Genomic DNA, 23,849 nt, shown 5'->3' with positions numbered 1-23,849 from the left:
ACGGGAGGGGTGCGGTCGGAGGCTGTCAGGCCGTCCAGACCGCCCCGGTCGTGCCGTGTGGCGGTCAGCCCTTCCAGACCGACACGGCGCCGGCGTGGCCGATCACGACGACCTCGATGATCGAGCCGATCCCTGCGGCCACGAGCAGCACCGGACCCACGACGCCGACGGCCCGCACGAACCCGGTGTTCGTCACGCGCGGTGCGGCGAACCGGTGCCAGCCCCACCACAGCGTCACGAGCACGAACACCGCGATCGACCACGGCAGCAGTCCGTCCGCGAGCTCGGTGTGCCGTTCGAGCAGGGCGCTCTCCTTCTCCCGGTGCTCGAGCCACTCGCCGGACGACGTCGCCAGGGGCACCGACACCAGGGCCACGAGCGCGATGATCGGCGCACCGACCGCGAGCCACCGTCGGGCAACGGGCCACGCGGCGACCACGATGGCGCTCAGGGCGGCGACCGGGACCGAGATCGTGGTCAGGTGGACGAGGAGGGGGTGCAGCGGGACGCCGTCGAACTGCCAGTTCACGAGGGGGCCTTCCGGTTCGCGCGCCGGTCCGTCCGACGCCTCGCCCTCAGGCAACCGGCTGTGTCCGCACACCGCCCGCACGACGGGCCGATCAGCGCACTCCGGGATCACTCGAAACCACACACGAACGCGGGCTGTCGGACCTGGTTCACTCGGACCCATGAGCGAACCCGAGTCCCGCGCCGCCGAGTCATCGGCTGCCGAGCCGCACCCCGGCGAGGCCCACACGGGCGACCTGTCGTCGCGGCTGAACTGGCTCCGCGCCGGCGTCCTGGGTGCGAACGACGGCATCGTCTCGACCGCGTCCATCGTCGTGGGTGTCGCCGGTGCGTCGACCTCGGTTCCCGCGATCGCCACCGCCGGCATCTCGGCCCTGGTCGGAGGGGCGGTGTCGATGGCGCTCGGCGAGTACGTCTCGGTGAGCAGCCAGTCCGACAGCCAGCGCGCCCTGATCGAGCAGGAGCGCCGGGAGCTCGCCGAGGACCCGGACGCCGAGCTCGAGGAGCTCACCCGCCTGTGGCAGGACCGCGGGCTCCAGCGGGACACCGCCGAGCGCGTCGCCGCGGAGCTGACCGACCGGGACGCCCTCCGCGCGCACCTGACCACCGAGCTCGGCATCGACGAGGACGAGGTCGTCAGTCCCTGGCACGCAGCCGGCGCCTCGGCCGTCGCGTTCTCGGTCGGCGCACTCCTGCCGCTCCTCGCGATCCTGCTGCCGCCCGACGCCGCCCGGGTCCCGGTCACGTTCGTCGTCGTGCTCCTCGCGCTCGCGCTCACCGGGGCACTCGGTGCGAAGATCGGTGGGGGGTCCGTCCTCCGGGCGACCATCCGCGTCGTCGTCGGCGGGGCACTCGCCCTGGCGGCCACGTTCCTGATCGGATCGCTCCTGGGCACGAGCGGCGTCGTCTGACCCCGGCGCCGCACGACACCGACCGTCGTCGGCGCCGACGGCGACCGACACCGCCGGCCGACACCGCCGGCCGGAACCGCACCTGACGGACACCAGGAGAGGACACACGATGGCGAAGATCCTGGTCGTCGAGGACGATCCGGAGATGGGCACGCTCGTCGAACGCGGCCTCACCGGAGAAGGACACGACGTCACCCTGGTCCGGGACGGCAACGCCGCTCTCGGCCAGGCGCTCGCCGAGGACTTCGACGCCGCCGCCATCGACGTGATGCTCCCCGAGATGAGCGGCTTCGAGGTGTGCCGACGACTCCGGGAACTCGGCAAGGACCTGCCCGTCGTGCTCGTCACCGCCCGCGACGCCGTCGACGACCGCGTCTTCGGGCTCGACTCCGGCGCGGACGACTACCTCACCAAGCCGTTCGCCATCGCCGAGCTGAACGCCCGCCTCCGCGCCCACCTGCGCCGCCGCGCCGCCGGCACCCCCACCGTGGCGCAGGCCGGCGCCGTCCGGCTCGACACCGTCGCCGTCCGCGCCACCGTGCGCGGCCGCGACCTGCCCCTCAGCGTCAAGGAGTTCTCCCTGCTCCGGTTCCTCATCCAGGGCAGCCCGGAACCCCGGAGCCGTACGGCCGTGCTCGAGGAGGTCTGGGGGAGCGCCGAGCACTTCGACCCGACGATCGTCGACCAGTACGTCAGCTACGTCCGCAAGAAGCTCGCCGCCGCCGACGCGGACGTCGCCATCCGCACGGTGCGCGGTGTCGGCTACGCCCTGGACGTGCAGCAGCCGTGAGGCGCTGGCTCCTCCGCCGCAGCATCCGCACGCGCATCACCCTGGGCAGCGTCGCGGTCGGCCTCGTCGTCCTGTCAGCCGCCTCCGTCGCGCTGCACCACCAGGTCCAGACCGCCACCGAGGACACCGACCGCTCGCTCGCCGCGAGCGACCTGGCGCCCTTCGTGCAGGACCTGCGTCAGAACCCGGACGAACTCCCCGACGAACCCACGCGCGGTGTGCTGGTCGGCATCCGAGCCGACGGCCGCTGGGTGGTCGACACCCTGCCGCGTGCCGTCCGGGAGGCGCTGCCCACCACCACGGGCACGTCCGGTCCCACGGACGGCCGGTCCCATGGCGACGGGGACGGTGACCGGGACCGGGACCGGGACGGCGGACGGGAGAGCACCGGAGACGGGGACGGCGACCGCGCGGCGACCCGCGAGGTCCGCGCCGACGGCCGCACCTACGTCGTCGCCGGGCAGCAGGTCGGCGACACGGTCGTCTGGGCGGCACGGGACACCCGCCCCGGGCAGGAGACCATCCGCCGCGTCGACCGTTCGCTCGTCGTCGGCACCCTGCTCGCCGTCGCCGCGTTCGCCGGCACCGCCTGGCTCCTCACCGGACTCGCCCTCCGTCCGGTCGCCCGGATGCGCCGTCGCGCCGAGGACCTCGGCGACGGGGGAGCGGACGGACACCTGCCCGTCGGACCCGCCGAGGACGAACTCGCCGCCCTCGCCCGGACCCTCAACCGCTTCGTCGACCGACAGCACGAGAACGCCGCCCGGGAACGCCGCATGGTCTCCGACGCCGCCCACGAGCTCCGCACGCCGCTCGCCGCCCTCACCGCCCGACTCGAGCTCGCCCACCGGCACAGCGGTGACGCGCCCGCCCTCGAGGGGGACCTGACCGCCGCCGAACGGGATGCCGCCCGGCTGTCGGCGCTCGCCGCGTCGCTCCTCGAGCTCAGCCGGCTCGACGACGGTGCCGACGACCACGTGACCTCGACGGCGGACGAGCTGGTCTCGGAGCTGATGGCGTCCGTGGACCGCGCCCGCGCCCTGCCCGAGGCGGTCACCACCGAGGTCGACTTCGTCACCGCGGTCCCGGTCGGCGACGCCCGGTACGCGATCGGCCGGTCGGCGTTCGCCCGGGTGGTCGACAACCTCACCGCGAACGCCCTCGCCGCGGCGACGGGAGGCGCGGTCCAGGTCGACCTGGCGCAGCGGGACGGCGAGCTCGTGCTCCGTGTGGTGGACGACGGGCCCGGTGTGCCGGACGCCTTCCTGCCGCACGCCTTCGAGCGGTTCGCCCGGGCGGACTCGTCGCGGAACAGCGCCCTGGGCGGCAGCGGTCTCGGGCTCGCGCTCGTCCGGGGCACCGCCGAGCGCGCCGGCGGCTCGGCGACACTGCGCAACCGGGAGACCGGCGGTGCCGAGGCCGAGGTGCGGCTGCCGCGGCGCTGACCAGGAGCTCCGACCCACAGCCGTTCTCAGAGCACTCGAGATCTCGAACGAAGTCCGGGTCCCGTTCCGAGGTCCCTGCGAGGTCGCGCTCCGATGCTGTGAGGGACCCGAACCCCCGCTGGACAGGAGCGACCCGATGATCGACACCGCGCGGCCGACCACCCGCCGCACACCACTCGACCGAGCACCGGCCCCGGAGCCGCTGCCCGTCGCGGCCGAGCGCCGCCGTGCCGCCACCCGTCGACGCCTGCGCGGGGTCGACCTGCTGACCGTGCTGACCTGGCTGTCCGCGGCCGTGGCGGTCATGCTCTGGCTCGCGACCCCGGGGTCGCACACCGTCGCCGGCATCGGTGGCTGGCTCGAGGCGGGCGGGATCGTCGCCGGGCTGATCGGGACCGACCTCGTGCTCGTCATGCTGGTCCTGGCCGCGCGGGTGCCGGTCATCGACCGCCTGATCGGGCAGGACGTGGCGATCGCGCACCACCGGGCGCTCGGCAAGCCGGTCCTGTACCTGCTGCTCGCGCACGGTGCGCTGCTGACGCTCGGGTACGGCATCGGCGACGGTACGGGCCCGATCGCCGAGACCGTCGCGCTGTTCGGCTCGCAGGACATGCCGCTGGCGTACCTGTCGATCGGCCTGTTCGTCGTCGTGGTCGGCACCTCGATCGTCGCGGTCCGTCGTCGGCTGCCGTACGAGGCCTGGCACGTGATCCACCTGCTCAGCTACGCGGCGGTGCTCGTCGCGTTCCCGCACATGCTCACCGGCAGCGTCCTCGGCGCGGGGAGCTGGCAGCGGGCCTACTGGATCGCGCTGTACGTCGCCGCGTTCGGACTCGTCGCCCTGTACCGGTTCGTGCTGCCCGTCGTCGTGACCTTCCGGCACCGCATCCGGGTGGTCGGCGTCGAGCCGATCGCTCCGGGGGTCGTCTCCATCCACATGGCCGGTCGCGACCTCGACGCGCTCGGTGCCCACGGCGGCCAGTACGGCGTCTGGCGCTTCTGGAGCCGGCAGACCTGGTGGCACGCCCACCCGGTGTCGTTCTCCGCGGTCCCGAGCCGGAACGGCGCCCGCATCACGGTGCGCGACCTCGGCGCGGGGTCCGCGCGGCTCGGTCGGATCCGTCCGGGCACGGCCGTCTCGCTCGAGGGGCCGTACGGGGTCTTCACGAAGCAGGCTCGGTCCGCGCCGAAGCTCGCGCTCGTGGCCTCGGGCATCGGCATCACCCCGATCCGCGCCCTGCTCGAGGACGCCGACCTGCGTCCGGGCGAGGCGACGGTGCTCCTCCGTGGCTCCGACAGCGACCAGCAGTACCTGTGGGAGGAGACCGCCGAGCTCGCCCGTCGTACCGGCAGTCGTGTGTACGGCATGGTCGGGCCGCGTGCCCGGTCGGTCGAGAGCTGGATGACCGAGGACGACCTGCGTCGCGGGGTGCACCTGCGGAGCGTGTTCCCGGACCTGCTCGACTCCGACCTGTACGTCTGCGGCCCGCAGGTGTGGACGGACCTCGTCGTGGCCGAGGCCCGCGCGGCCGGCGTCCCCGAGCACCGCATCCACCAGGAACGGTTCGCCTCGTGACCGCCGTGCGGACCCGCGGGGTCGTCATCGGCGCGCTGTCCTCGGTCGCGGTGCTCGCCATCGGGTGGCAGCTCGGCGGCCAGCCCGCCCAGGTCGCCGCGTCGGGCACCACGGCCGGGACGAACTCCGGCACCACGAGCGGCACGAGCGGGACGAGCGCGACGGGAGCCACCGGGACCGGTGGCACGACCGCCACCGCCCCGGCCACCACCGCCCCGTCCGCCGGCGGCGGCAGCGCGTCCGGCGGCAGCGGCGCGTCCGGCACCTACACCGGCACCGCCGCCGAGACCCGCTACGGCCCCGTGCAGGTCCGGGTGACCGTCAGCGGAGGGAAACTGACCGACGTCCAGGCCCTGCAGCTCACGAACCGGGACGGCCGGTCGGTCGCGATCAGCCAGCAGGCCGCGCCGATCCTCCGGCAGGAGGCCCTGCAGGCGCAGTCCGCGACGATCCAGGCGGTCAGCGGTGCGACCTACACGAGCGAGGGCTACACGACCTCGCTGCAGTCCGCCCTCGACCAGGCGGGCCTTTGAGCCGCGTCGACGGGCCCGCGGCCGACACCGCCGTGCGGACCTTCGAGACGATGGGCACGGTCGTGAGCCTCCGCGGCGCCGACGCCCCGACCGCCCTCGCCGTCCGGGACGTCTTCGTCGCGTACGACCGCCGGTACAGCCTGTACGACCCGGACTCCGCGCTCAGCCGGATCGCCGCCGGGACGCTCCGGCTCGCGGCCGCACCGCAGGACGTCCGTGACACCTACGCGCTCGCCCTCGACTGGCGCGAGCGGACGCACGGTGCCTTCACCCCGCACCGACCGGACGGCGTACTCGACCTGTCCGGGGTCGTGAAGGCCCTCGCGATCCGCGACGCCGGAGCCGTCCTCGACGCCGTCTCCCGGGCGGGGTCCGCCGACTGGATGCTCGCCGCCGGCGGCGACGTGCTCGCGAGCGGGACGCAGGGCGACGACCCCTGGCAGGTCGGCGTCGTCGATCCGCTCGACCGCACGCGAGTCGTCGGCGTGGTCCCGCTCGGCGACGACCGTCGGGCGGTCGCGACCTCCGGCACCGCCGAGCGCGGCGAACACGTCTGGCGCCGGGCCGAGCCGGTGTTCCGGCAGGTCACCCTCGTCGCGTCGGACATCGTCACCGCGGACGTCCTCGCCACCGCGGTCCTCGCGGGCGACGAGCACGACCTCGGCTCGGTGACCGAAGACGACTCGGTCGACGTCCTGGCCTTCGGGGTGGACGGCCGTGTGTGGGCGACCCCTGGCGCCTCCGCGTACGTCACCGCCGCCGCGGCCTGACCGACGGCGCTGCCCGAGAGACTTCCGCGGCAGGCCGGGACCTGCCAGCATGGTGCCCACCGGACGACGACGTCCGCCCGACCCGGAGGGAACCACCCGTGTCCGTCACGCTCAACCCGTACATCGGCTTCCACGACCAGGCCCGCGACGCCCTCGGCTTCTACCACGCGGTCTTCGGCGGCGAACTGAAGACGATGACCTTCGCCGAGGGCGGCATGGTCCAGGACCCGGCGGACGCCGACAAGGTCATGCACGGCCAGATCGAAACCGACGACCTGACGCTCATGGCGTCGGACTCGCCGTCGAGCATGCCCGCCCCGACCGGGAGCAACATCTCCCTCTCGCTGAGCGGCGACGACGAGGCCCGGCTCACCGGCTACTGGGAGGGCCTGTCGGACGGTGCGACCGTCATCGAGCCGCTGACGAATGCCCCGTGGGGCGACACGTTCGGGATGCTCACCGACCGCTTCGGGGTCACCTGGCTCGTCGACATCAGCGGCGTCCCCGCCTGACGCGCGCCGGTCCGCAGGCGGTACCGGCAGACGGACGGGAGGCGCGGTGCCAGCTGGCACCGCGCCTCCCGTCCGTTGATCAGTGCTGTCCGTTGATCTGGCCGAGCCAGCGACCGAAGGTCGTCTGCGGCTCGTCGTGCAGCACACGCAGCGTGGTGGTGGTCGGGTTCCAGCGGCGCTCGGTGTCGACGCCGTTCCCCTTGTGGAGGTCGAGGGTCATGATGTGCTCCTTCGCATGTCGGTGGATGGTTCGACGCCGGAGGCGGCTCCGGCATTCCCGGTCAGGGGGTGACCATGCCGCCGTTGACGTTGAGGGTCTCGCCGACGACGTAGCTCGACTCCTGCGAGGCGAGGAACACGTAGGCGGGGGCGAGCTCGGCGGGCTGCGCGGCGCGGCCCATCGGCGACTCGCTGCTGCCGAACTCCGGCAGCGACTCGGGGTCGACACCACCGCTCGGCTGCAGGACGGTCCAGGTGGGTCCCGGAGCGACGACGTTCACGCGGATCCCGCGCTCCACGAGGAGCTGCGAGAGCCCCTTCGAGAAGTTGTTGATGGCGCCCTTCGACGCGGCGTAGTCGAGCCGGTCCGGCGCGGGCTTGTACGCCTCCATCGACGCGGTCGTCGTGATCGTCGACCCGGGCTCGAGGTGCGGCAGTGCGGCCTTGACGAGCCGGAACAGCCCGAACACGTTGACGTCGAACGTCGTCTCGAACTGCTCGTCGGTGATGTCGAGCAGGTCCGGCTGCCAGCGCTGCTTGCCCGCGACGCTGACGACGGTGTCGATGCCGCCGAGTTCCGCGACCGCCCGCTCGACGAGCTGCCCGGCGTACGCCTTGTCGCGGAGGTCACCGGGGACGGTCACGGCACGACGACCGGCCGCCTCGACCTGCTCGACCACGTGGTCGGCGTCCGACTGCTCCTCGGGCAGGTACGCCAGGACGACGTCGGCACCCTCGCGGGCGAAGGCGATCGCGACGGCCGCACCGATGCCGGAGTCGCCGCCGGTGATGACCGCACGCCGACCCTCCAGGCGTCCGGTGCCCCGGTAGGAGTCCTCGCCGAGGTCCGGCACGGGGGTCATCTCGGACTGCAGACCCGGCTCGTCCTGGGTCTGCGGCTCCGGGGAGACGTCCGGGTAGCGCGTCCGCGGGTCCCCGAACGCGTACTGGTCGATCGGCCCGGTCACTCGGCGACCTCCAGCTCGACCTTGACCCAGCCCGGCTCGCGACGGTCGAAGGCCTCGTACGCCTCGATCGCCGAACCGACCGGCTCGTGCTCGGTGATGAGCGCCGTCGGGTCGAACTGCCCCGACGCCACGAGGTCGATGAGCGGCGGCGTCACCGAGTGGTGGTCGCAGTTGCCCATCCGGATCGTCAGGTTCTTGTTCATCGCCTGCCCGATCGGGTAGCGCTCCGCCGTCGGGCCGTACACGCCGATGATGCCGATGCGGCCGTACTTCGCGACCGAGGCAACGGCCCACTGCGCGACCTGCGACGGGCCGTCGCCGGGCTTCCACTGCTCGAGGTCGCCGAAGCCGTCCGGGGACGCGTCCGGCGCGACCTGCTGGACCTCGGCGTCGAACTGCGAGGCCTGCTCGTCGGACACCGCTGCCGGGCCGCGCTTCGGGCGCTCGGCGTCGACCCCGACGGCGTCGATCACGGCGTCCGCGCCGATGCCGTTCGTCAGGTCCATGATCGCCTGCACCGGGTCCTCGCGGTTGTAGTCGACGACCTCGCAGTGCTGCGCCAGGGCCGCCGCGAGCCGGGTCTCGTCCCCGTCGACGACGATCACGCGGCCGGCGCCGAGCTTGTACGCCGACGCCGCGGCGAACTGCCCGACGATGCCGGCACCGAAGACCACGACGACGTCCCCGCGGGTGACCCCGGCGAGCTCGGCACCGAACCAGCCGGTCGGGAAGATGTCCGACAGCAGGATCGCCTGCTCGTCGCTGACGTTCTCGGGCAGCGGGTGCATGGTGTTCCGCGCGTAGGGGACCCGGACGTACTCGGCCTGCAGGCCGTTGACCGGGCCGGTCGACTGCGGGCCGCCGAAGAAGCTCGTGCCGGCCTGCGGCCCGTTCGGGTTCGCGACGTCGCACTGGGCGGTCTTGCCCATCCGGCAGTACCGGCAGGCACCGCAGGAGATCGTCGAGTTGATCACCACGCGGTCACCGGGGCTGAAGCCGCGCACCGCGTCGCCGACCTCGGTGACGACCCCGACGGCCTCGTGGCCGAGGATCGTGCCCTCCTCCATCGGCGCCATGGTCCCGCGCACGAAGTGCAGGTCCGTGCCGCAGATCGCACTCCGGGTGATCCGGACGATCGCGTCCTCCGGGTGCTGGACGGTGGGCTCGGGGACGTCGTCGAGTCGGATGTCGCCGATCCCGTGCCAGACCACTGCGCGCATGCTGCTCTCGCTTCCTTCTCGGTGGTGGGTTCGGGGGACACACAACCCGTTCGGCCCTGGAAGCACCTGCAGCGGCGTCCGATGTGCGCACCGGTTCGGGGGACAACCGCTCCTGCGTCGGCGCCCAGGCGGCGCGGGTTGCGTGACCGCCATGAGCGACGAGCAGCACGACGAGCAGCAGACCCGGGACGACTTCGCCGACGCCGTCAACATGACCGCGTCGGAGCTGAAGCGGTGGCTCGACTCCGACGAGTCGAAGGAGGTCGGCCAGAAGCCCGCGAGCGGTGGCGAGTCGACCGGACACGAGAGCGGGCGGCACATCGTCCGGATCCTCGAGAAGAAGCAGGCCGACTACACCGACGACGACTACGCCCACATGCGGAAGGTCGTCGGGTACGTCGCCCGGCACGGCAAGCAGGAGCCGAAGGGCGACACGCACGACTCGAAGTGGCGGTACTCGCTCATGAACTGGGGCCACGACCCCGAGAAGTGACCGGACTGGGGCAGGATGGAGACGTGAGCGACTCCGGCATGCCCCGTTTCCGCCGCATCTGGTCGACGATCCAGGTGGGCGTGCTCGCCGCTGCGGTCGTCTTCTGCGTCGTCATGCTCGTGATCGGGCAGGGCAAGCTCGACCGCGTCTACGCGGTCGCCGCCGTGTTCTTCGGCCTGGCCCTCGCCGGGCACAGCACCTACCTCTGGCTGCTGGCGCGCCAGCGTCGCTGACGCGACCAACCACCGGACACAAGGCAGGTGGTGGCGCCCGCCACGAGCCTCCCGACCGGCGTCAGCCCAGCTGCCAGACGCGTACCCAGTCGACCAGCATCTGCTGCGGGAACCGCGTGGTCGCGTCCGGCGACCCGGGCCAGGTGCCCCCGACGGCGACGTTCAGCACGACGAAGAACGGCTTGTCGAACACCCACGGGTTCGTGCCCACGGCGGCGCGGGTGACGGTGCCGCGTTCGACACCGTCCACCAGCCAGGTGATCGAGTCGGGGCGCCAGTCGACGCCGAAGACGTGGAAGTCGTCGGCGAAGGCGGCGCCGGTCGGGTTCGTGCACGCGGCGGACAGGCCGTTCGCGCCGGAGTAGCCCGGGCCGTGCACCGTGGCGTGCACGATGGTCGGCTCGTACCCGACGTTCTCCATGACGTCGATCTCGCCGCACGCGGGCCAGCCGACCTGGCCGATGTCGGCCCCGAGCATCCAGAACGCGGGCCAGATGCCCTGCCCGCGAGGGATCCTGATGCGCGCCTCGACGCGGCCGTACTGTGCGGTGAAGGTGCTCTCGGTCTTCAGCCGGGCCGAGGTGAAGGTGCCGTCGGGCTCGCGGATCGCCGTGATCGCGAGCTGGCCGGAGCCGTTCAGGGCGCTGTTCCGGCGGGAGTCGGTGTAGGTCTCGAGCTCCTGGTTGCCCCACCCGCCGGCACCGGTGTCGAAACGCCAGATCGCGGGGTTCGGGGCGCTGCCGGCGGGGCCGTCGAACTCGTCGGCGGCGAGCAGCCTGGTCGGGGTGGTCGTGCTCGTGGTGGCCGCGGTGCGGGTGGCGGCATCGGCGGCGTCCGGTGCGGCGAGGGCGGCGGTCGCCGCGGCTGCGGTGGCGGCGGTCCCGGTCAGGCCGAGGGTGAGGAAACGGCGCCGGTCGAGCGGGCGCGCGGCAGCGGGGGTCTGGTGCTGGGGCATCGGGTGGTCCCTGGGGTACGGGCGGATCGGGTCGCTGGATCATCGCCCGGACGCGGACCGTACACCAGTCCACACTTCGACGGACCCTCCTGCGGGGGACGGCCGGCGGGGTGCGCGTCGGTCCCTCGGTCAGGGGCGGTACGCGACGCAGAGGACGGTGACGTCGTCCGGGTGGTCGCCCGACGCGGCGAGCTCCGCGATCCCGTCGACGATCTCCTGCGCGTGCGAGCGCGAGGCGACCCAGGCCTCGAACCGGTCGAGCGCGTCGAGGTCGCCGCCGAACAGGTCGAGCACACCGTCGCTCACCGCCACGACCACGTCGCCGGGATCGAGGGACGTCGTGACCGCGCTCCACGTCGTGCCCACGCCGATCGGCAGGTGCCCGGCGCGCAGCGGGTGGACGGAGCCGTCCGCCCGACGCAGGACGGTCAGGCCGTGGCCGGCGTCGACCCAGCGTGCGTGCCCGTCCCGGTCGATCCGGATGTGGAAGCAGGTCGTGAACTGCCCGCTCGTCAGGTCCGAGCCGCCGGTGGCGAGCCCGGAGGCCGCCCGGCGGACGGCGACCGCGGGGTCGGTCTCGTCGACGGTGCTCCGGATCAGGGACCGCACGGCGGCCGCGATCATCCCGGCGCCGACGCCCTTGCCCATCACGTCGCCGAGGGTGAAGGCGGCGCCCTCGCCCGTGGGGAACCAGTCGTAGAAGTCGCCGCCGACCGTCCGCGACGGCAGGCAGACCCCGACGGCCCGCAGCTCGTCCGGCAGCCCGGCGGTCGTCGTCGGCAGCAGGGAGCGCTGGACGAGCGCGGCGCGGTCGATCTCACCCTCGGCCACCCGGCGCTTCCGTTGCACGGCGTTCAGCTGCAGGTCCGCACGGCGGGCGAGCTCGTTCGTCACCGCGGCGGCCGCGGCGTAGACGAGGAGCGCCACCACGAGCCGCACCAGCTCGCTCGGCTGCGGTGCCACGGGGTCCAGGACGTAGGGGAGGAGCAGCGTCGCGGCGGTGCCGAGCAGCGGGTAGACCACGTGTCGGCGCCCGGGGTTCGTCGCCATCCAGATGACCGGCAGGACGACGATCGCCAGGAACACCGACCGCGTCTCGCCGGTGCCGTAGCGGAGCAGGCCGACGGCCAGGAAGTCGAGGGCCGGGAGCAGGAGCTCCACCCGGGTGACGGCCGGCCAGCGGGCCATCAGCCCGCCGCCGAGCAGCCCGACGAGGACGAGCCCGACGGCGGTCCACATCAGCGGCGCGTCGGTGACCTCGAGCCAGGGCGTCAGGACGCTCGCGACCGCGGCGCCCACGACCAGGACCGCGACGACGGTCTGCTTGACGAGGGGCTCCCACGAGGCCCGGACGCCGGTCAGCACGATCGGTCCGGTGTCGTCCCGGACGGAGGTCGTCCACGACGTCACGCCGCTCCGGTCGGTGGTGCTCGTCACCCGCCCGAGTCAACCGGTTCGAGCATCACTCGGCAACTCCGGACGCCGGGGTGTCGCGCAGGTCGGACTGGTACGGCTTCCGCGGCGCGTCGGCTCAGGCGCTCCGGCTCAGGCGCGTCGGCTCAGGTGCGTCGGCTCAGGCGCGTCGGCTCAGGCGCTTCGGCTCAGACACCGAGCCGGAGCAGCAGCGGGCCGAGCAGCCCCACGACCCAGACCAGGACCATCGCCAGGGCGGCGAACGCGATGATGCGCCGGCGCCGTCGGAGCTTCGGGCTGCGGTCCTCGCCCCACATCTGCGCGCGCACCAGGGTCCGGTTGGCCTGGTCGACGACCTTGCGGACCTCGGGGTCGTCGAGCGGCAGCGAACCGGAGCGGGCGTGCTCGGCGATCGCGGTCGCTTCCTCGACGGTCAGGTCGTCACGGGGCATGCGCCCATCGTGGCACCTCCCTCCGACGCGCGGAAGCGTGGCACCTCGGCCCGACGTCCGACGCGTGCGGGCGTGGCCGCGGACCGCGACGCCTGGGGGACGGCGGAGCGGCGTCCGGGTACCACCGAGGTCATGGCACATCGGTTCCGCGGGAAGATCGTCGTCGTCACCGGAGCATCGAGCGGCATCGGGAGGGCGGCCGCACACGAGTTCGCCCGGCAGGGCGCGACCCTCGTGCTCGCCGCCCGGGGCCGCCAGAGCCTGGAGGACGCGGCGCAGGAGTGCCGGGACCTCGGTGCCGAGGCCGTCGCGATCCCCACCGACGTCGCCGAGGAGCACCAGGTCGCCGACCTCGTCGCCACCACGACGGCACGGTACGGCCGGATCGACGTCTTCGTCGGCAACGCGGCCCTGTTCGTCTACGGCCTGTTCGAACAGACGCCCACCGAGGCCTTCAAGCGCGTCGTCGACACGAACCTGCACGGGCACGTCCACGCCGTGAAGGCCCTGCTCCCGCACTGGCAGCAGCGGGGCGAGGGCACCTACGTGCTCGTCGGGTCGATCCAGTCGCTCCTGTCCGCGCCGTACCAGTCGGCCTACGTCACGAGCAAGCACGCGGCCCTCGGCCTGATGGACGTGCTCGCCGACGAGCACCAGGGCACGCGGATCCGCTTCGGCGCCGTGCTGCCCTCGACGATCGACACCCCGATCTACCAGAACGGCGCGAACTACACCGGCAAGGCCTCGCATCCGCTGCCGCCGACCGTCTCCGTGCAGCGCGCCGCGAAGGCCGTCGTCGCCCAGGCCCTGCACCCGAAGCGCAACCGGTACGTCGGGCGGCTGCAGGCCGCGCTCGTGCCCGCCGAGTTCGTCGTGCCGTGGCTGTTCCACCGCATCACCCGGCCCGCCGTCGAGGTCTTCGCCCTCCGCGGCCGCCAGGACCCCACCGACGGCAACCTCTACGCCCCGGCGGACCACGCGAACGCCACCGACGGCGGGTGGGTCGCGAAGCGCCGGCGGGTCACGCGCCCGCTGCTCTGGGCCGGCGTCGCCGCGCTCGTCGGCACGGTGCTGCTCCGCCGCCGCTGACGCCCGCCCCGCCCGTTCCGCTCGTGGGATGCCGTTCCGCTCGTGGTGGGTCGTTCCTCCCGGCCTGCCATGCGCGGTCCTGCCTCCCATCGCGCGTGTCATGGGCAGGAACGTCGCGTCGGCGGCAGGAGCCGGACAGGAGGCACGGCACCAGCCCGCACCGTGCCTCCCGTCCGGATCCTGGCCACGCTGGTACCCGCCGCCGCGAGCGGCCCGTCGCGTCACCGGCGTCGCGAGCGGGCCATCTCGGTCACCCCGGTCACGTCCGGGCGACGTGTTCCGCCCGCTTGCGTGACGGCGCGTGTCCGGCTGCGTCCGGCCACGTCCGCCGAGGCCGTACGGTCGGACCATGAGCACGACGACCGGGCCCGCCGCCAGCACCGCCGCCGCCGAGTGGGCCGAGTGGCACGCCGCCCACGAAGCCGCGCGGGCGAGCGAGCACGGGTTCCTCGCGATCACGAGCATGCGCTGGCTCACGCCGACGCCTGAGCAGTTCGACGACCTCCCCGGGGCGTGGTCGACGGACGAGGCCGGGCCCGTCGTCACCCTCGCGCCCGACGAGTCCCTCGAGGTCGACGGCACCACCGTGACCGGGACGCACCGCTTCGGCAGGCTGCAGGACCGTCCAGAACCCCGCGTGGTCTGGCACCTCGAGGACCGCGACGTCGTCGTCGAGGTCGCCCGGCGCGGCGGCAGCGACCTCCTCCGTCCGCGCGACCCGGCCGCCCCGACGCGCACGGCGTACCGCGGGACCCCGACTTTCGCGCCGGACGAGCGCTTCGTCGTCGAGGCCCGCTTCGAGCCCTTCGACGTGCCGCGCGAGGTCACGGTCGGCTCCGTCGTCGACGGCCTGCAGCACGTGTTCGCCGCGCGGGGCACGCTGTCGTTCGAGCTCGACGGACCGCGGACGCTCCTGGCGTTCAACGGGCACGGTGACGGGCTGCACGTGCTGTTCACCGACCGGACGAGCGGCGTGACGACCTCCGCCACGCGGAGTCTCGACGTGCCCGCGCCCGGTGCGGACGGCCGCGTGCGGCTCGACTTCACCCGGGCGACGAACCTGCCCTGTTCCTACACCGCGCACGCGACCTGCCCGCTGCCCCCGCGGGAGAACCGGCTCGACGTCGCGGTCGAGGCGGGGGAGCGCCTACCTGCCTGACGCGGCTGCGCCGCCCGCCGGGGTGCGGTGTGTTGCGCCGCGGTGTGCTGCGGTGCGGTGTGCTGCGCTCTGCACAACCGGGAGCACGTCGTACCGCGGAAACGCGTGGTGCGGCGTGCTTCCGGTTGCGCGGGGGCAGTGCGCCCCACGGCGGGCACGCGGCCGCCGCCGCCCGCTCCGCGCCGGGCTGCTTCACCCGCCCGGTCAGCCGACCCGCGCCCACCCGGAGCACGCGCGCCACCGCCGCGGGTCGAACGTGAACACGCTGCCCATCCCCGGCTGGTCGAGCGCCCGACTGATCGGCACGCCGCGGAGATCGGCGAGGAGCAGCGCGCCGACCGCACCGTGCGACACGACCGTCACGTCCCCGGTCCGGGTCAGCGCCCGGACGGCCGCGACGATCCGGGCCTGCGCGTCCACCGCACGTTCCCATCCTCGGACGGACTCCTCCGGACGGGCGAAGAACGCGACGACGACGGCCTCGAACTCGGCCGGTGGCAGATAGCCCGTCGCGCTGCGGTCGATCTCGCCGAGCGCGGGCTCGACCTCGATCTCGATCTCGACGTCCGGTCCGCGCCCGACGGCCCGGGCGAGCACCGCCGCGGTCTCCTCGGCCTTCCGCTCCGCGCTCGAGACGATCCGTCCGACCTCGGGGGACCACGCGAGGCGGTGGGCCGCTGCGGCACGGCGTCGACCGGCGACGGACAGCCCCCACGACTCGATCGGGACCTCCGGGTCGACGACCACCTCGGCGTGGGTCAGGAAGCAGGACACCATCCGACGAGCCTGCCGGACGTCACACGACGCAACGTCCGGTCATCCTCCGCAACACCCGTCGTCGCCGGACCGTCCCGGCCGTAGCGTCGGCTCCATGCCCGACCGAACCATCCTCGTCACGGCCCTCCAGGGCGCCGGCTGGCACCCGGCCGCCTGGCGCACCGACCCCGCAGCCGCCCGCGACACCACCCGGCTCGCGCACTGGCGCCGCGTCGTCGTCGAGCAGGACCGCGCCGGCGTCGACGCCGTCACGCTCGAGGACGCCTTCACCGCGGGTCCCCTCGACGCCGACGGCGACCTCGACACCCGGACCGTCGTGGGGCGGCTCGACGCCCTCCTGGTCGCGAGCGCGGTCGCACCCGCGACCCGCTCGGTGGGGTTGGTGCCGGCCGTCTCGGTCACGCACACCGAGCCGTTCCACGTGGCCACGGGCCTCCAGACCCTGGACCACGTCTCCGCGGGGCGAGCCGGGTGGCGGATCCAGGTGAGCCCGACGACCCGCGAGGCCGCGCTCTTCGGCCGCCGCCCCGGCGGCGACGACCCGGTGACGCTCGCCGCGGAGGCCCGCGAGGTCGCCGAGGTCGTCTCCCGTCTCTGGGACAGCTGGGACGACGACGCGATCATCCGCGACGTCGCGACGGGCCGCTTCATCGACCGCGACCGGATCCACGACGCCCGCTTCGTGGGCGAGCACGTCTCGGTGCACGGCGCGTCGATCGTCCCGCGGTCGCCGCAGGGGCGGCCGCCCGTGTTCGCGCTCGCGCACGACGACGACGCGGCTCGCCTGGCCGTCGACACGGCGGACGTGGTGCTCGTCACACCGGGCGCGTCGGGTTCGTCAGGTCCGTCGGGTCCGTCGGGTGCTGTCCGCGGTGTCGGCGCTGTCGGCGGTGTCAGCGCTGTCGGCGGTGTCGGCCTGGAGGCGCGGGGCGCGCTGGCACGCGTCCGTCACGCCGAGCAGGCGGCCGGGTCCGCCAGGGTCCGTCCGGTCCTCGCGGACCTCGCGGTGCTCCTCGGGTCCTCGGTCGCCGAGGCCGAGGACGAGCTCGCCGCCCTCGACGCCGCGTCCGGGTCGCCGTACTCGGCAGCGTCGGACGCCGCCGTGCTCGCCACCACCGCGACGGGCCTCGTCGACAGGATCGCGGACCTCCGCGCGATCGGCTACGCCGGGGCCCGGCTCCGCCCGCTGCGGACGCCCGCCGACAGCACGGCGATCGCCCGGCAGCTCGTCCCCGCCCTCGTCACCGCCGGCCTGCGCGCCGACCCGCCGTCCCGTCCCACCGTCGACCTGCGCACGCGGCTCGGCATCGCGCCGGCGGTCAGCCGGTACGCCGTCCCGACCCAGGGGGTCTCGTCATGAGCACGAAGCGTCAGGTCCACCTCGCCGCCCACTTCCCGGGCGTCAACAACACGACGATCTGGAGCGACGAGCGAGCCGAGAGCCAGATCGCGTTCTCGTCCTTCGAGCACTTCGCCCGGAACGCCGAGCGCGGGTGCTTCGACTACCTGTTCCTCGCCGAGGGACTGCGGCTCCGCGAGCAGAAGGGACGGATCCACGACCTCGACGTCGTCGGGCGGCCGAACACCCTCGCGATCCTCGCGGCCCTGGCGGGGGTCACGTCGCACATCGGTCTCGTCGGCACCCTGCAGACCACCTTCAACGAGCCCGTGGAGCTCGCGAAGCAGCTCGCGACGCTCGACCACCTGACCGACGGCCGCGCCGGGTGGAACGTCGTGACGAGCTCGGACGCGTTCCACGGGGCGAACTTCCGCCGTGGTGGGTTCCTCGACCACGCCGACCGGTACACGCGGGCGGCGGAGTTCGTCGAGACGGCGCGGGAGCTCTGGGACTCCTGGGACGCCGACGCGGTGGTCGCGGACACGGCGTCCGGACGGTTCGCCGACCGCTCGCGCATCCGGGACGTCGACCACCACGGACCGCAGTTCGACGTCACCGGGACGTTCCCGGTCCCGCGGAGCCCGCAGCGGCACCCGGTCGTCGTCCAGGCGGGGGACTCCGACGAGGGCCGCGACCTCGCCGCCCGGCACGCCGAGGTGGTCTTCTCGCTCCACACCGAGTTCGAGGACGCGCGCACCTTCTACGACGACGTCACCGCCCGGCTCGAGCGCGTCGGACGGTCCGAGGCCGAACTGCTCGTGATGCCCGGGGCGACCTTCACGCTCGGGGACACCCAGGCCGAGGCCGAGGAGCACTCGCGGGCGATCCGCCGCGCCCAGGTCAGCCCGGCGACGGCGATCGCGTTCCTCGAGCAGGTCTGGAACCGGGACCTGTCGTCGTACGACGTCGACGGTCCGCTGCCCGACGTCGAGCCGGACGTCGACGCCGAGACGATCACCAGGGGACGGGTGCGCCACGTCCGTGACCCCCGCGCTCTGGTGCAGGACTGGCGCGACCGTGCCGCGGCCGAGCACCTGTCCATCCGCGAGCTCGTCATCCAGGTCTCGACGCGCGGCGGGTTCGTCGGCACGCCGTCGTCGATCGCCGCCGAGATCGACCGGTACGTGCAGGAGCGGGCGTCGGACGGGTTCGTCGTCGTCCCGCACACCAACCCGTACGGCCTCGACGAGTTCGTCGACCGCGTCGTCCCGCTGCTGCAGGAGCGCGGGGTGTACCGCGAGTCCTACGACGAGGGCGCCACGCTCCGCGACACCCTCGGCCTCTCCGGGGCCGTCCGCGACCGGCAGGCGGTGTCCGCGTGACCGCCGTCCCGCTCTCGGTCCTCGACCTGGTCCCGGTCGTCTCCGGGTCGTCGTCGGCGACCGCACTGCACCGCACCCTCGACCTGGCCCGCGCCGCCGAGCGTGCCGGGTACGCCCGCTACTGGCTCGCCGAGCACCACCTGAACCCGGGCGTCGCGGGCAGCGCGCCGACCGTGGTGATCGGTGCCGTGGCCGCGGTCACGTCCAGCATCCGGGTCGGCAGTGCCGCGACGCTCGTCGGGAACGTCCGCGGCTTGCAGATCGCGGAGACCTTCGGGACGCTCACCGGGCTGTACGGACCGCGGTTCGACCTCGGGCTCGGCCGGTCCGGGGCCCCGGCGCCGGGGACACCGAAGCCGCCGTCGCTCGCGCCTCGTGCCGACCAGGTCGTCGACGGCCTGCTCCTCCCCGCACCGTTCGACTTCCGGGTCGCTCCGGGGTCGACGTTCGCGCTGCAGGGCGAGCTGCTGGGTCGCGTGCCGGGCGACGTCGAGCGCTTCGACGACGACCTCGCGCTCGTCCGGGCCCTCTTCGCCGGCACCTGGACCCGCGGCGGGAAGGTCGTCGAGGCGCCGCCCGCGACCGGCGCCGATGTCGAACTGTGGATCCACGGGTCGACCGGCGGCGAGAGCGCCCGCGTCGCCGGGTCCCTCGGGCTGCCGTACGGCGCGAACTACCACTCGTCGCCGGGCACCGTGCTGGCGTCGGTCGAGGCGTACCGTGCGTCGTTCCGCCCGGGGGTGCTCGATGCGCCGCGGGTGGTGGTCTCGGCCGACGTCGTCGTCGGGCGGTCCGCTGCCGAGGCCGAGGAGCTCGCCCTCGGGTACGGCCAGTGGGTGCACTCGATCCGCTCCGGTGTCGGGGCGATCCCGTACCCGACGCCCGACGCGGCCCGTGCGACACCGCTCCCCGACGAGGCGGTCGCCGCCGTGCGGGACCGGCTCGTGTCGCGGTTCGTCGGCGACGCGGCGCACGTGGCCGACCGGCTCGAGGTGCTCCGCCGTGTGACCGGGGCGGACGAGCTGCTCGTCACGACCATCACGCACGACCACGCCGCCCGCGTCCGCTCCTACGAGCTGCTCGCCGCCGAGTGGGCGCGCCGGGCGCTGGCGCCGGCCGCCTGACCCGGGCGTGCCGCACTGCCGCGCTGCGCCCGCCCCCGCCTGCGCCGCCTCGCCGAGATGCCGACATCTGGCACCCTCGGCGCTGCCGGACGACGTGTCGTGCACCCGGGGCGAGCGATGCGCGGCATGTCCTGCGCTCTCGGCGTCCGCGGTCGGGCGTGTCGGGCGGGGAGGCGCCGACGCGACCCGCTGCGTCGGGCGCGCCGGCGTTGCCCCGCCGAGTTGCCGACATGTGGCCCGCTCGGCGCTGCCGGACGGCGTGTCGTGCACCCGGCGCGAGCGACGCGCGGCGTGTCCTGCGCTCTGGGCGTCCGCGGCCGACCGTGACGCGGAGCCGCCGCCACCGCGCCACGGCCGAGACGTGACCGCGGCCGACCGAGCCGCACCGCGCACGCCGGACACCCCCGCGACCACGACGGTCACAGGGGTGTCGACGGACAGGGGACGTGCTCAGCTGTTGTCGAGCGGCAGCCCCTCCGGGTTCACCTGCGAGGTCTGCACGGCCTCGTTCGACAGGTTGTACGCCTTGAGCCACTTCGCGTACGTCCCGTCCGCGATGAGCTCGTTGATCGCGTCGGCGATCGGCTTCGCGAGACCGCTGTCCTTCTTCGTGGTCGCCGCGATGAGTCCCTGCAGGGTCGAGCCGGCACCGGAGTACGTCCCCGCGGTCCTCGTCGGGTGCGCGCTCTCCACGCTCTGCTTGTTCGCGTACGCGATGGTCGGGTTCGGGCCGAAGTAGCCGTCGATCTTGCCGGAGTCGAGCGCGAGCTTCACGGCGTTGCCGTCCGGGTAGTACTTGACGCCGATGGTCTTGCCGTCCTTCTCGAGGTCGGCCTTCCACTCGAGCAGGATCTTCTCCTGGTTCGTGCCGGAGCTCACGGCGATCGTCTTGCCGGCGAGCACGGACGGGTCGCCGTCGAAGGTCAGCTTCGAGGTCTTCAGCACCTGGAGCGCGAGGTTGTCCTGCCGGTACGACGCGAAGTCGTACTTCTCCTTGCGCTGCTCGGTCACGGTGACGTTCGAGAACCCGGCGTCGTACTTCCCGCCGTCGATGCCGACGAACAGGTTGTCCCAGGTGGCGTTCTGCACGTCCGCCCGGAGTCCGAGCTTCGCGGCGACGAGCCGGCCGAGGTCGGGCTCGGAACCGGTCAGCGTCTTCTGGTCGTCCCCGGTGAAGGCCAGCGGCGGGAATCCGGCAGGCAGCGCGCCGATGCCGATCGTGAGCTTCCCGGACGACTTCACGTCGGCGGGGAGCGCGTCGTGCAGCTTCGTGTCCTCGGAGACCCGGACCTTCGTCTCGGTCGCGGCGCCGTTGGACGCGGCGCCGATCGTCACGGTGCCGTCAGCGGACCCGGCGGACCCGGCAGCGCCGTCGGCGGCGGAGGCGTTCGCGGCGCACCCGGCCAGGGCGACGACGACGCCGGCCGCGAGGACGAGGGCTCCGGCGCGGTGACGCCAGCGGGAGAGAGCGGTGGTGGGCAAGGCGGACTCCTCGGATGAGAACGGTGGGACTGGTGGGAACGGTGGGGAACGGGAGGAAGGGCTCAGCGGACGCGGGACAGGAAGTCGCGCGTGCGGGGGTGCTGCGGGGCATCGATGACCTGGCGCGGCGGCCCCTGCTCGACGACGCGCCCGTGGTCGAGGAAGACGACGTGGTCGGCGACCTCGCGGGCGAACGCGACCTCGTGCGTGACGATGACGAGGGTCGTGCCGGACTCGGCCAGGGACCGGATGACGCCGAGGACCTCGCCGACGAGCTCGGGGTCGAGCGCGGAGGTCGGCTCGTCGAGCAGCACGACCGCGGGCTCCAGCGCCAGCGCCCGGGCGATCGCCACTCGCTGCTGCTGCCCGCCGGACAACTGCCGTGGACGGGACGCCCCTCGGTCGCCGAGCCCGACGCGCTCGAGCAGCTCCTGGGCACGACGGAGCGCGACCGGGCGAGCCACTCCGGCGGCGATCGGCCCCTCGGCGACGTTCTCGAGCGCGGTCAGGTGCGGGAACAGCTCGAATCGCTGGAACACGAAGCCGATCCGGGACCGCTGCCGCAGGATCACCCGTTCTGGCAGCTCCTTCCAGCGGGTCGTACCGTCCCGCCCGGTCCGCAACCGCACGCCGACGGGCTCGCCGCCGACCGTCACGACGCCGCGGTCGAGCGGTTCGAGGTGGTTGATCGCGCGCAGCAGCGTGGACTTGCCGGACCCGGACGGCCCGAGGACCACGGTGACGCTCCCGGCGGCGAGCTCCAGGTCGACCCCGTCGATGACCCGCCGGTCGCCGAAGGACTTCACCGCGCCGACGACCGCGACGGCCGCGCTCACGAGACGACCTCGACGGTTCCGGCGCCGGCGCCGGCACCGGACCTGGTGCCCGACGCGACCACCCGCTGGGCACCGGCGACCTGCGCGACACGACCCGTGCCTCCAGGCCGGACAGCCCCCACCCGCCGGACCGCCGCCCGCACCCGTTGCAGGGGCGTCGGCGGCAGCGCCCGCGCGGACCCCCGCGACGTCCACCGCTCGATGTAGTACTGCACGACCGAGACCGCACTCGTCAACGCGAGGTACCAGATCGTCGCGACCACGAGCAGCGGGATGATGTCCGTCGGGTAGGTGCTCGACAGGTTCTGGACGACGCCGAACAGGTCGAGCAGGGAGACGTAGAACAGCAGTGACGAGGCCTTGAGCAACCCGACCACCTGGTTGACGAACGCCGGCACGATCGAGCGGAGCGCCTGCGGCAGTACGACCCGCACGAACTGCCGACGGCGGGGGAGCCCGAGGGCCTGCGCCGCCTCGAGCTGACCGTGGTCCACCGCGAGGACGCCCGCCCGGACGATCTCCGACGCGTAGGCGATCTCGCTCAGGCTCAGCGCCAGGACGCCGATCGCCAGGTCGCCCAGCACGTTCGCCGTCCGTACCTCGAGCTGCGGCCCGAAGGGGATCCCGATCCCGATCGTCGGGTACAGCGACCCGAGGTTGTACAGGAAGACGAGCACCAGGATGAGCGGCACCGATCGGAACAGCCAGACGTAGCCCCACGCCAGCCCGGACAGCACCGGGTTGCGGGACAGCCGTGCCAGCGCCACGAGGACACCGCCCGCGAAGCTGATCACCGCGCTCAGCCCGGTCGCGACGAGCGTCAACTGCAGTCCGGTCAGGATCGCGGGGCTGAACAGCCACTTCCCGACCGCGGGCCAGCCCCATGCCGGGTTGGTGAAGAGCGTCTCGACCCCGTTCAGCAGGAGCACCAGGACGACCGCGGCGGCGATCCACCGCACGGGGTGGCGCAGCGGCAGGACGGGACGGTCGAGCGCGGCGCGTGCGGCCGCGTCGACGGTCGGGGCGAGCGGACGGGAGGCACTGCTCCCGTCGCGCGCGCCGGCTGCGGTCGCCGGGGCGGTCGCGTGGGGTGCGGACCTGCGCGTCGAGCGGTCCGTGGTGTCGGTCATGGGGCGACCGTAGGAGGGCCGGCGGACCCGGACAACGGGTCCTCGCAACACTTCGCCACGGGACGGAACGGGACGTCACGGAGCGTCGCGCGCGTGACCTCCGGTGACCCCGCGTGACGGTGCGGCGTGCACGGGACCCCTGTCGGTGCCACCCTCGCGCAGCTACCCTGACCACCGTGACCACGCACCGCGTCCCCGCGCCGCAGCCGCCCGCCGACGGCACGAAGGTCTCCGGCCCGGCCTCGTACTTCCCGAGCATCGAACGGACCTACGGCCGGCCGGTGCAGGAGTGGCTCGACCTGGTCGCCGACCGCCTCGACGACCACCGTCACATGGAGGTCGTGTCGTGGCTCAAGGAGGAGCACGGGCTCGGCCACGGTCACGCCAACGCGCTCGTGGGGTACGCCCGGCGCGCCTTGGACGGCTGAGCGCGGCGCCGCCGAGCCAGCGCGCCGGTGGTTGACGCGGTTGTCGCGCCGGCGTAGGATCCGGTTGACGCAGTTGACAGGAGGT

At 73.7% G+C, this 23,849-nt stretch carries 26 protein-coding genes; 15 read left to right on the top strand and 11 right to left on the bottom strand.

Features of this window, described 5'->3' with window-relative positions:
* Positions 1–64: 64 nt before the first annotated feature.
* Positions 65–529: a hypothetical protein gene (locus DEU32_RS13050; RefSeq protein WP_114850933.1), complete on the bottom strand. Its 465-nt coding sequence runs from the start codon at positions 527–529 to the stop codon at positions 65–67.
* Between the two features lie 160 nt (positions 530–689).
* Between DEU32_RS13050 and DEU32_RS13045 the strand changes: the two genes are divergently transcribed.
* From DEU32_RS13045 to DEU32_RS13015, 7 genes are all read left to right on the top strand, one after another.
* A complete protein-coding gene (locus DEU32_RS13045; protein ID WP_114850932.1) occupies positions 690–1,439 on the top strand; it encodes a VIT family protein in 750 nt (249 codons plus the stop codon).
* Between the two features lie 109 nt (positions 1,440–1,548).
* Positions 1,549–2,229 carry a response regulator transcription factor gene (locus DEU32_RS13040; RefSeq protein ID WP_114850931.1) on the top strand — a complete coding sequence of 227 codons (681 nt, stop codon included), beginning with the start codon at positions 1,549–1,551 and terminating at the stop codon, positions 2,227–2,229.
* Positions 2,226–3,674: an ATP-binding protein gene (locus DEU32_RS13035; protein ID WP_114850930.1), complete on the top strand. Its 1,449-nt coding sequence runs from the start codon at positions 2,226–2,228 to the stop codon at positions 3,672–3,674. The genes DEU32_RS13040 and DEU32_RS13035 overlap by 4 nt, the downstream gene beginning before the upstream one ends.
* 136 nt (positions 3,675–3,810) lie before the next feature.
* Positions 3,811–5,250 (top strand): ferric reductase-like transmembrane domain-containing protein, encoded by a 1,440-nt coding sequence (locus DEU32_RS13030; protein WP_114850929.1) that lies wholly within the window; start codon positions 3,811–3,813, stop codon positions 5,248–5,250.
* Positions 5,247–5,783 (top strand): FMN-binding protein, encoded by a 537-nt coding sequence (locus DEU32_RS13025; RefSeq protein WP_258554874.1) that lies wholly within the window; start codon positions 5,247–5,249, stop codon positions 5,781–5,783. The genes DEU32_RS13030 and DEU32_RS13025 overlap by 4 nt, the downstream gene beginning before the upstream one ends.
* Positions 5,780–6,553 carry an FAD:protein FMN transferase gene (locus tag DEU32_RS13020; protein ID WP_258554873.1) on the top strand — a complete coding sequence of 258 codons (774 nt, stop codon included), beginning with the start codon at positions 5,780–5,782 and terminating at the stop codon, positions 6,551–6,553. Before DEU32_RS13025 ends, DEU32_RS13020 begins: the two co-directional genes overlap by 4 nt.
* 98 nt (positions 6,554–6,651) lie before the next feature.
* The gene (locus tag DEU32_RS13015) at positions 6,652–7,065 is read left to right on the top strand and encodes a VOC family protein (RefSeq protein ID WP_114850928.1); all 414 of its coding nucleotides are present in this window, start codon (positions 6,652–6,654) and stop codon (positions 7,063–7,065) included.
* 79 nt (positions 7,066–7,144) lie between these two features.
* Here DEU32_RS13015 and DEU32_RS17225 read toward each other — a convergent pair whose 3' ends face one another.
* The 3 genes from DEU32_RS17225 to DEU32_RS13005 all read right to left on the bottom strand — a co-directional run bounded on the left by DEU32_RS17225 (position 7,145) and on the right by DEU32_RS13005 (position 9,472).
* Complete coding sequence (locus tag DEU32_RS17225) at positions 7,145–7,285, bottom strand: hypothetical protein (RefSeq protein WP_167510052.1); 141 nt, start codon at positions 7,283–7,285, stop codon at positions 7,145–7,147.
* Between the two features lie 61 nt (positions 7,286–7,346).
* A complete protein-coding gene (locus tag DEU32_RS13010; RefSeq protein ID WP_258554872.1) occupies positions 7,347–8,252 on the bottom strand; it encodes an SDR family oxidoreductase in 906 nt (301 codons plus the stop codon).
* Complete coding sequence (locus DEU32_RS13005) at positions 8,249–9,472, bottom strand: zinc-dependent alcohol dehydrogenase (RefSeq protein WP_114850927.1); 1,224 nt, start codon at positions 9,470–9,472, stop codon at positions 8,249–8,251. Before DEU32_RS13005 ends, DEU32_RS13010 begins: the two co-directional genes overlap by 4 nt.
* A 151-nt stretch (positions 9,473–9,623) precedes the next feature.
* On the opposite strand from DEU32_RS13005, the gene DEU32_RS13000 reads away from it, so the two are divergent.
* On the top strand, positions 9,624–9,965 hold the full coding sequence (locus DEU32_RS13000) for a DUF3140 domain-containing protein (RefSeq protein WP_114851001.1): 342 nt from the start codon (positions 9,624–9,626) through the stop codon (positions 9,963–9,965).
* A gap of 23 nt (positions 9,966–9,988) precedes the next feature.
* On the top strand, positions 9,989–10,198 hold the full coding sequence (locus DEU32_RS12995; protein ID WP_114850926.1) for a hypothetical protein: 210 nt from the start codon (positions 9,989–9,991) through the stop codon (positions 10,196–10,198).
* A gap of 61 nt (positions 10,199–10,259) precedes the next feature.
* On the opposite strand, the gene DEU32_RS12990 is transcribed toward DEU32_RS12995, so the two are convergent.
* The 3 genes from DEU32_RS12990 to DEU32_RS12980 all read right to left on the bottom strand — a co-directional run bounded on the left by DEU32_RS12990 (position 10,260) and on the right by DEU32_RS12980 (position 13,018).
* Positions 10,260–11,153: a family 16 glycosylhydrolase gene (locus DEU32_RS12990; protein WP_114850925.1), complete on the bottom strand. Its 894-nt coding sequence runs from the start codon at positions 11,151–11,153 to the stop codon at positions 10,260–10,262.
* A 129-nt stretch (positions 11,154–11,282) separates the two neighbouring features.
* Positions 11,283–12,590 (bottom strand): PP2C family protein-serine/threonine phosphatase, encoded by a 1,308-nt coding sequence (locus DEU32_RS12985; protein ID WP_114850924.1) that lies wholly within the window; start codon positions 12,588–12,590, stop codon positions 11,283–11,285.
* A 164-nt stretch (positions 12,591–12,754) separates the two neighbouring features.
* Entirely contained in the window at positions 12,755–13,018 is a 264-nt protein-coding gene (locus DEU32_RS12980) for a hypothetical protein (RefSeq protein ID WP_058743194.1), read from the bottom strand.
* A 132-nt stretch (positions 13,019–13,150) separates the two neighbouring features.
* On the opposite strand from DEU32_RS12980, the gene DEU32_RS12975 reads away from it, so the two are divergent.
* Both DEU32_RS12975 and DEU32_RS12970 read left to right on the top strand, forming a co-directional pair.
* Positions 13,151–14,107: an SDR family NAD(P)-dependent oxidoreductase gene (locus DEU32_RS12975; RefSeq protein WP_147281472.1), complete on the top strand. Its 957-nt coding sequence runs from the start codon at positions 13,151–13,153 to the stop codon at positions 14,105–14,107.
* Between the two features lie 349 nt (positions 14,108–14,456).
* Positions 14,457–15,266, top strand: a complete 810-nt coding sequence (locus DEU32_RS12970; RefSeq protein ID WP_114850922.1) for a DUF1684 domain-containing protein — start codon at positions 14,457–14,459, stop codon at positions 15,264–15,266.
* Positions 15,267–15,470: 204 nt separating this feature from the next.
* Here DEU32_RS12970 and DEU32_RS12965 read toward each other — a convergent pair whose 3' ends face one another.
* Positions 15,471–16,043 (bottom strand): histidine phosphatase family protein, encoded by a 573-nt coding sequence (locus DEU32_RS12965; RefSeq protein WP_114850921.1) that lies wholly within the window; start codon positions 16,041–16,043, stop codon positions 15,471–15,473.
* A gap of 94 nt (positions 16,044–16,137) precedes the next feature.
* Between DEU32_RS12965 and DEU32_RS12960 the strand changes: the two genes are divergently transcribed.
* From DEU32_RS12960 to DEU32_RS12950, 3 genes are read left to right on the top strand one after another with little or no spacing between them, the layout of a single operon-like run.
* The gene (locus DEU32_RS12960) at positions 16,138–17,403 is read left to right on the top strand and encodes an LLM class flavin-dependent oxidoreductase (protein WP_114850920.1); all 1,266 of its coding nucleotides are present in this window, start codon (positions 16,138–16,140) and stop codon (positions 17,401–17,403) included.
* Positions 17,400–18,764 carry an NtaA/DmoA family FMN-dependent monooxygenase gene (locus DEU32_RS12955; protein WP_114850919.1) on the top strand — a complete coding sequence of 455 codons (1,365 nt, stop codon included), beginning with the start codon at positions 17,400–17,402 and terminating at the stop codon, positions 18,762–18,764. Before DEU32_RS12960 ends, DEU32_RS12955 begins: the two co-directional genes overlap by 4 nt.
* The gene (locus tag DEU32_RS12950) at positions 18,761–19,888 is read left to right on the top strand and encodes an LLM class flavin-dependent oxidoreductase (RefSeq protein WP_114850918.1); all 1,128 of its coding nucleotides are present in this window, start codon (positions 18,761–18,763) and stop codon (positions 19,886–19,888) included. Before DEU32_RS12955 ends, DEU32_RS12950 begins: the two co-directional genes overlap by 4 nt.
* 450 nt (positions 19,889–20,338) lie before the next feature.
* Here the strand turns inward: DEU32_RS12950 and DEU32_RS12945 are convergent, their stop codons facing one another.
* From DEU32_RS12945 to DEU32_RS12935, 3 genes are all read right to left on the bottom strand, one after another.
* Positions 20,339–21,370 carry an ABC transporter substrate-binding protein gene (locus DEU32_RS12945; RefSeq protein WP_114850917.1) on the bottom strand — a complete coding sequence of 344 codons (1,032 nt, stop codon included), beginning with the start codon at positions 21,368–21,370 and terminating at the stop codon, positions 20,339–20,341.
* Between the two features lie 62 nt (positions 21,371–21,432).
* Positions 21,433–22,206, bottom strand: coding sequence for an amino acid ABC transporter ATP-binding protein (locus DEU32_RS12940; RefSeq protein ID WP_114850916.1), 774 nt, complete (start codon positions 22,204–22,206; stop codon positions 21,433–21,435).
* Positions 22,203–23,336 carry an amino acid ABC transporter permease gene (locus DEU32_RS12935; protein ID WP_114850915.1) on the bottom strand — a complete coding sequence of 378 codons (1,134 nt, stop codon included), beginning with the start codon at positions 23,334–23,336 and terminating at the stop codon, positions 22,203–22,205. The genes DEU32_RS12940 and DEU32_RS12935 overlap by 4 nt, the downstream gene beginning before the upstream one ends.
* Before the next feature lie 176 nt (positions 23,337–23,512).
* Between DEU32_RS12935 and DEU32_RS12930 the strand changes: the two genes are divergently transcribed.
* The gene (locus DEU32_RS12930; protein WP_114850914.1) at positions 23,513–23,764 is read left to right on the top strand and encodes a DUF4287 domain-containing protein; all 252 of its coding nucleotides are present in this window, start codon (positions 23,513–23,515) and stop codon (positions 23,762–23,764) included.
* Positions 23,765–23,849 lie beyond the last annotated feature (85 nt).

Origin of the sequence: Curtobacterium sp. AG1037, from assembly GCF_003349855.1 — a bacterium.
Taxonomy (GTDB): Bacteria; Actinomycetota; Actinomycetes; order Actinomycetales; family Microbacteriaceae; genus Curtobacterium; species Curtobacterium citreum.
Note: the sequence above shows the minus strand (reverse complement) of the source record. Positions and strands in the feature narration are given on the sequence as shown.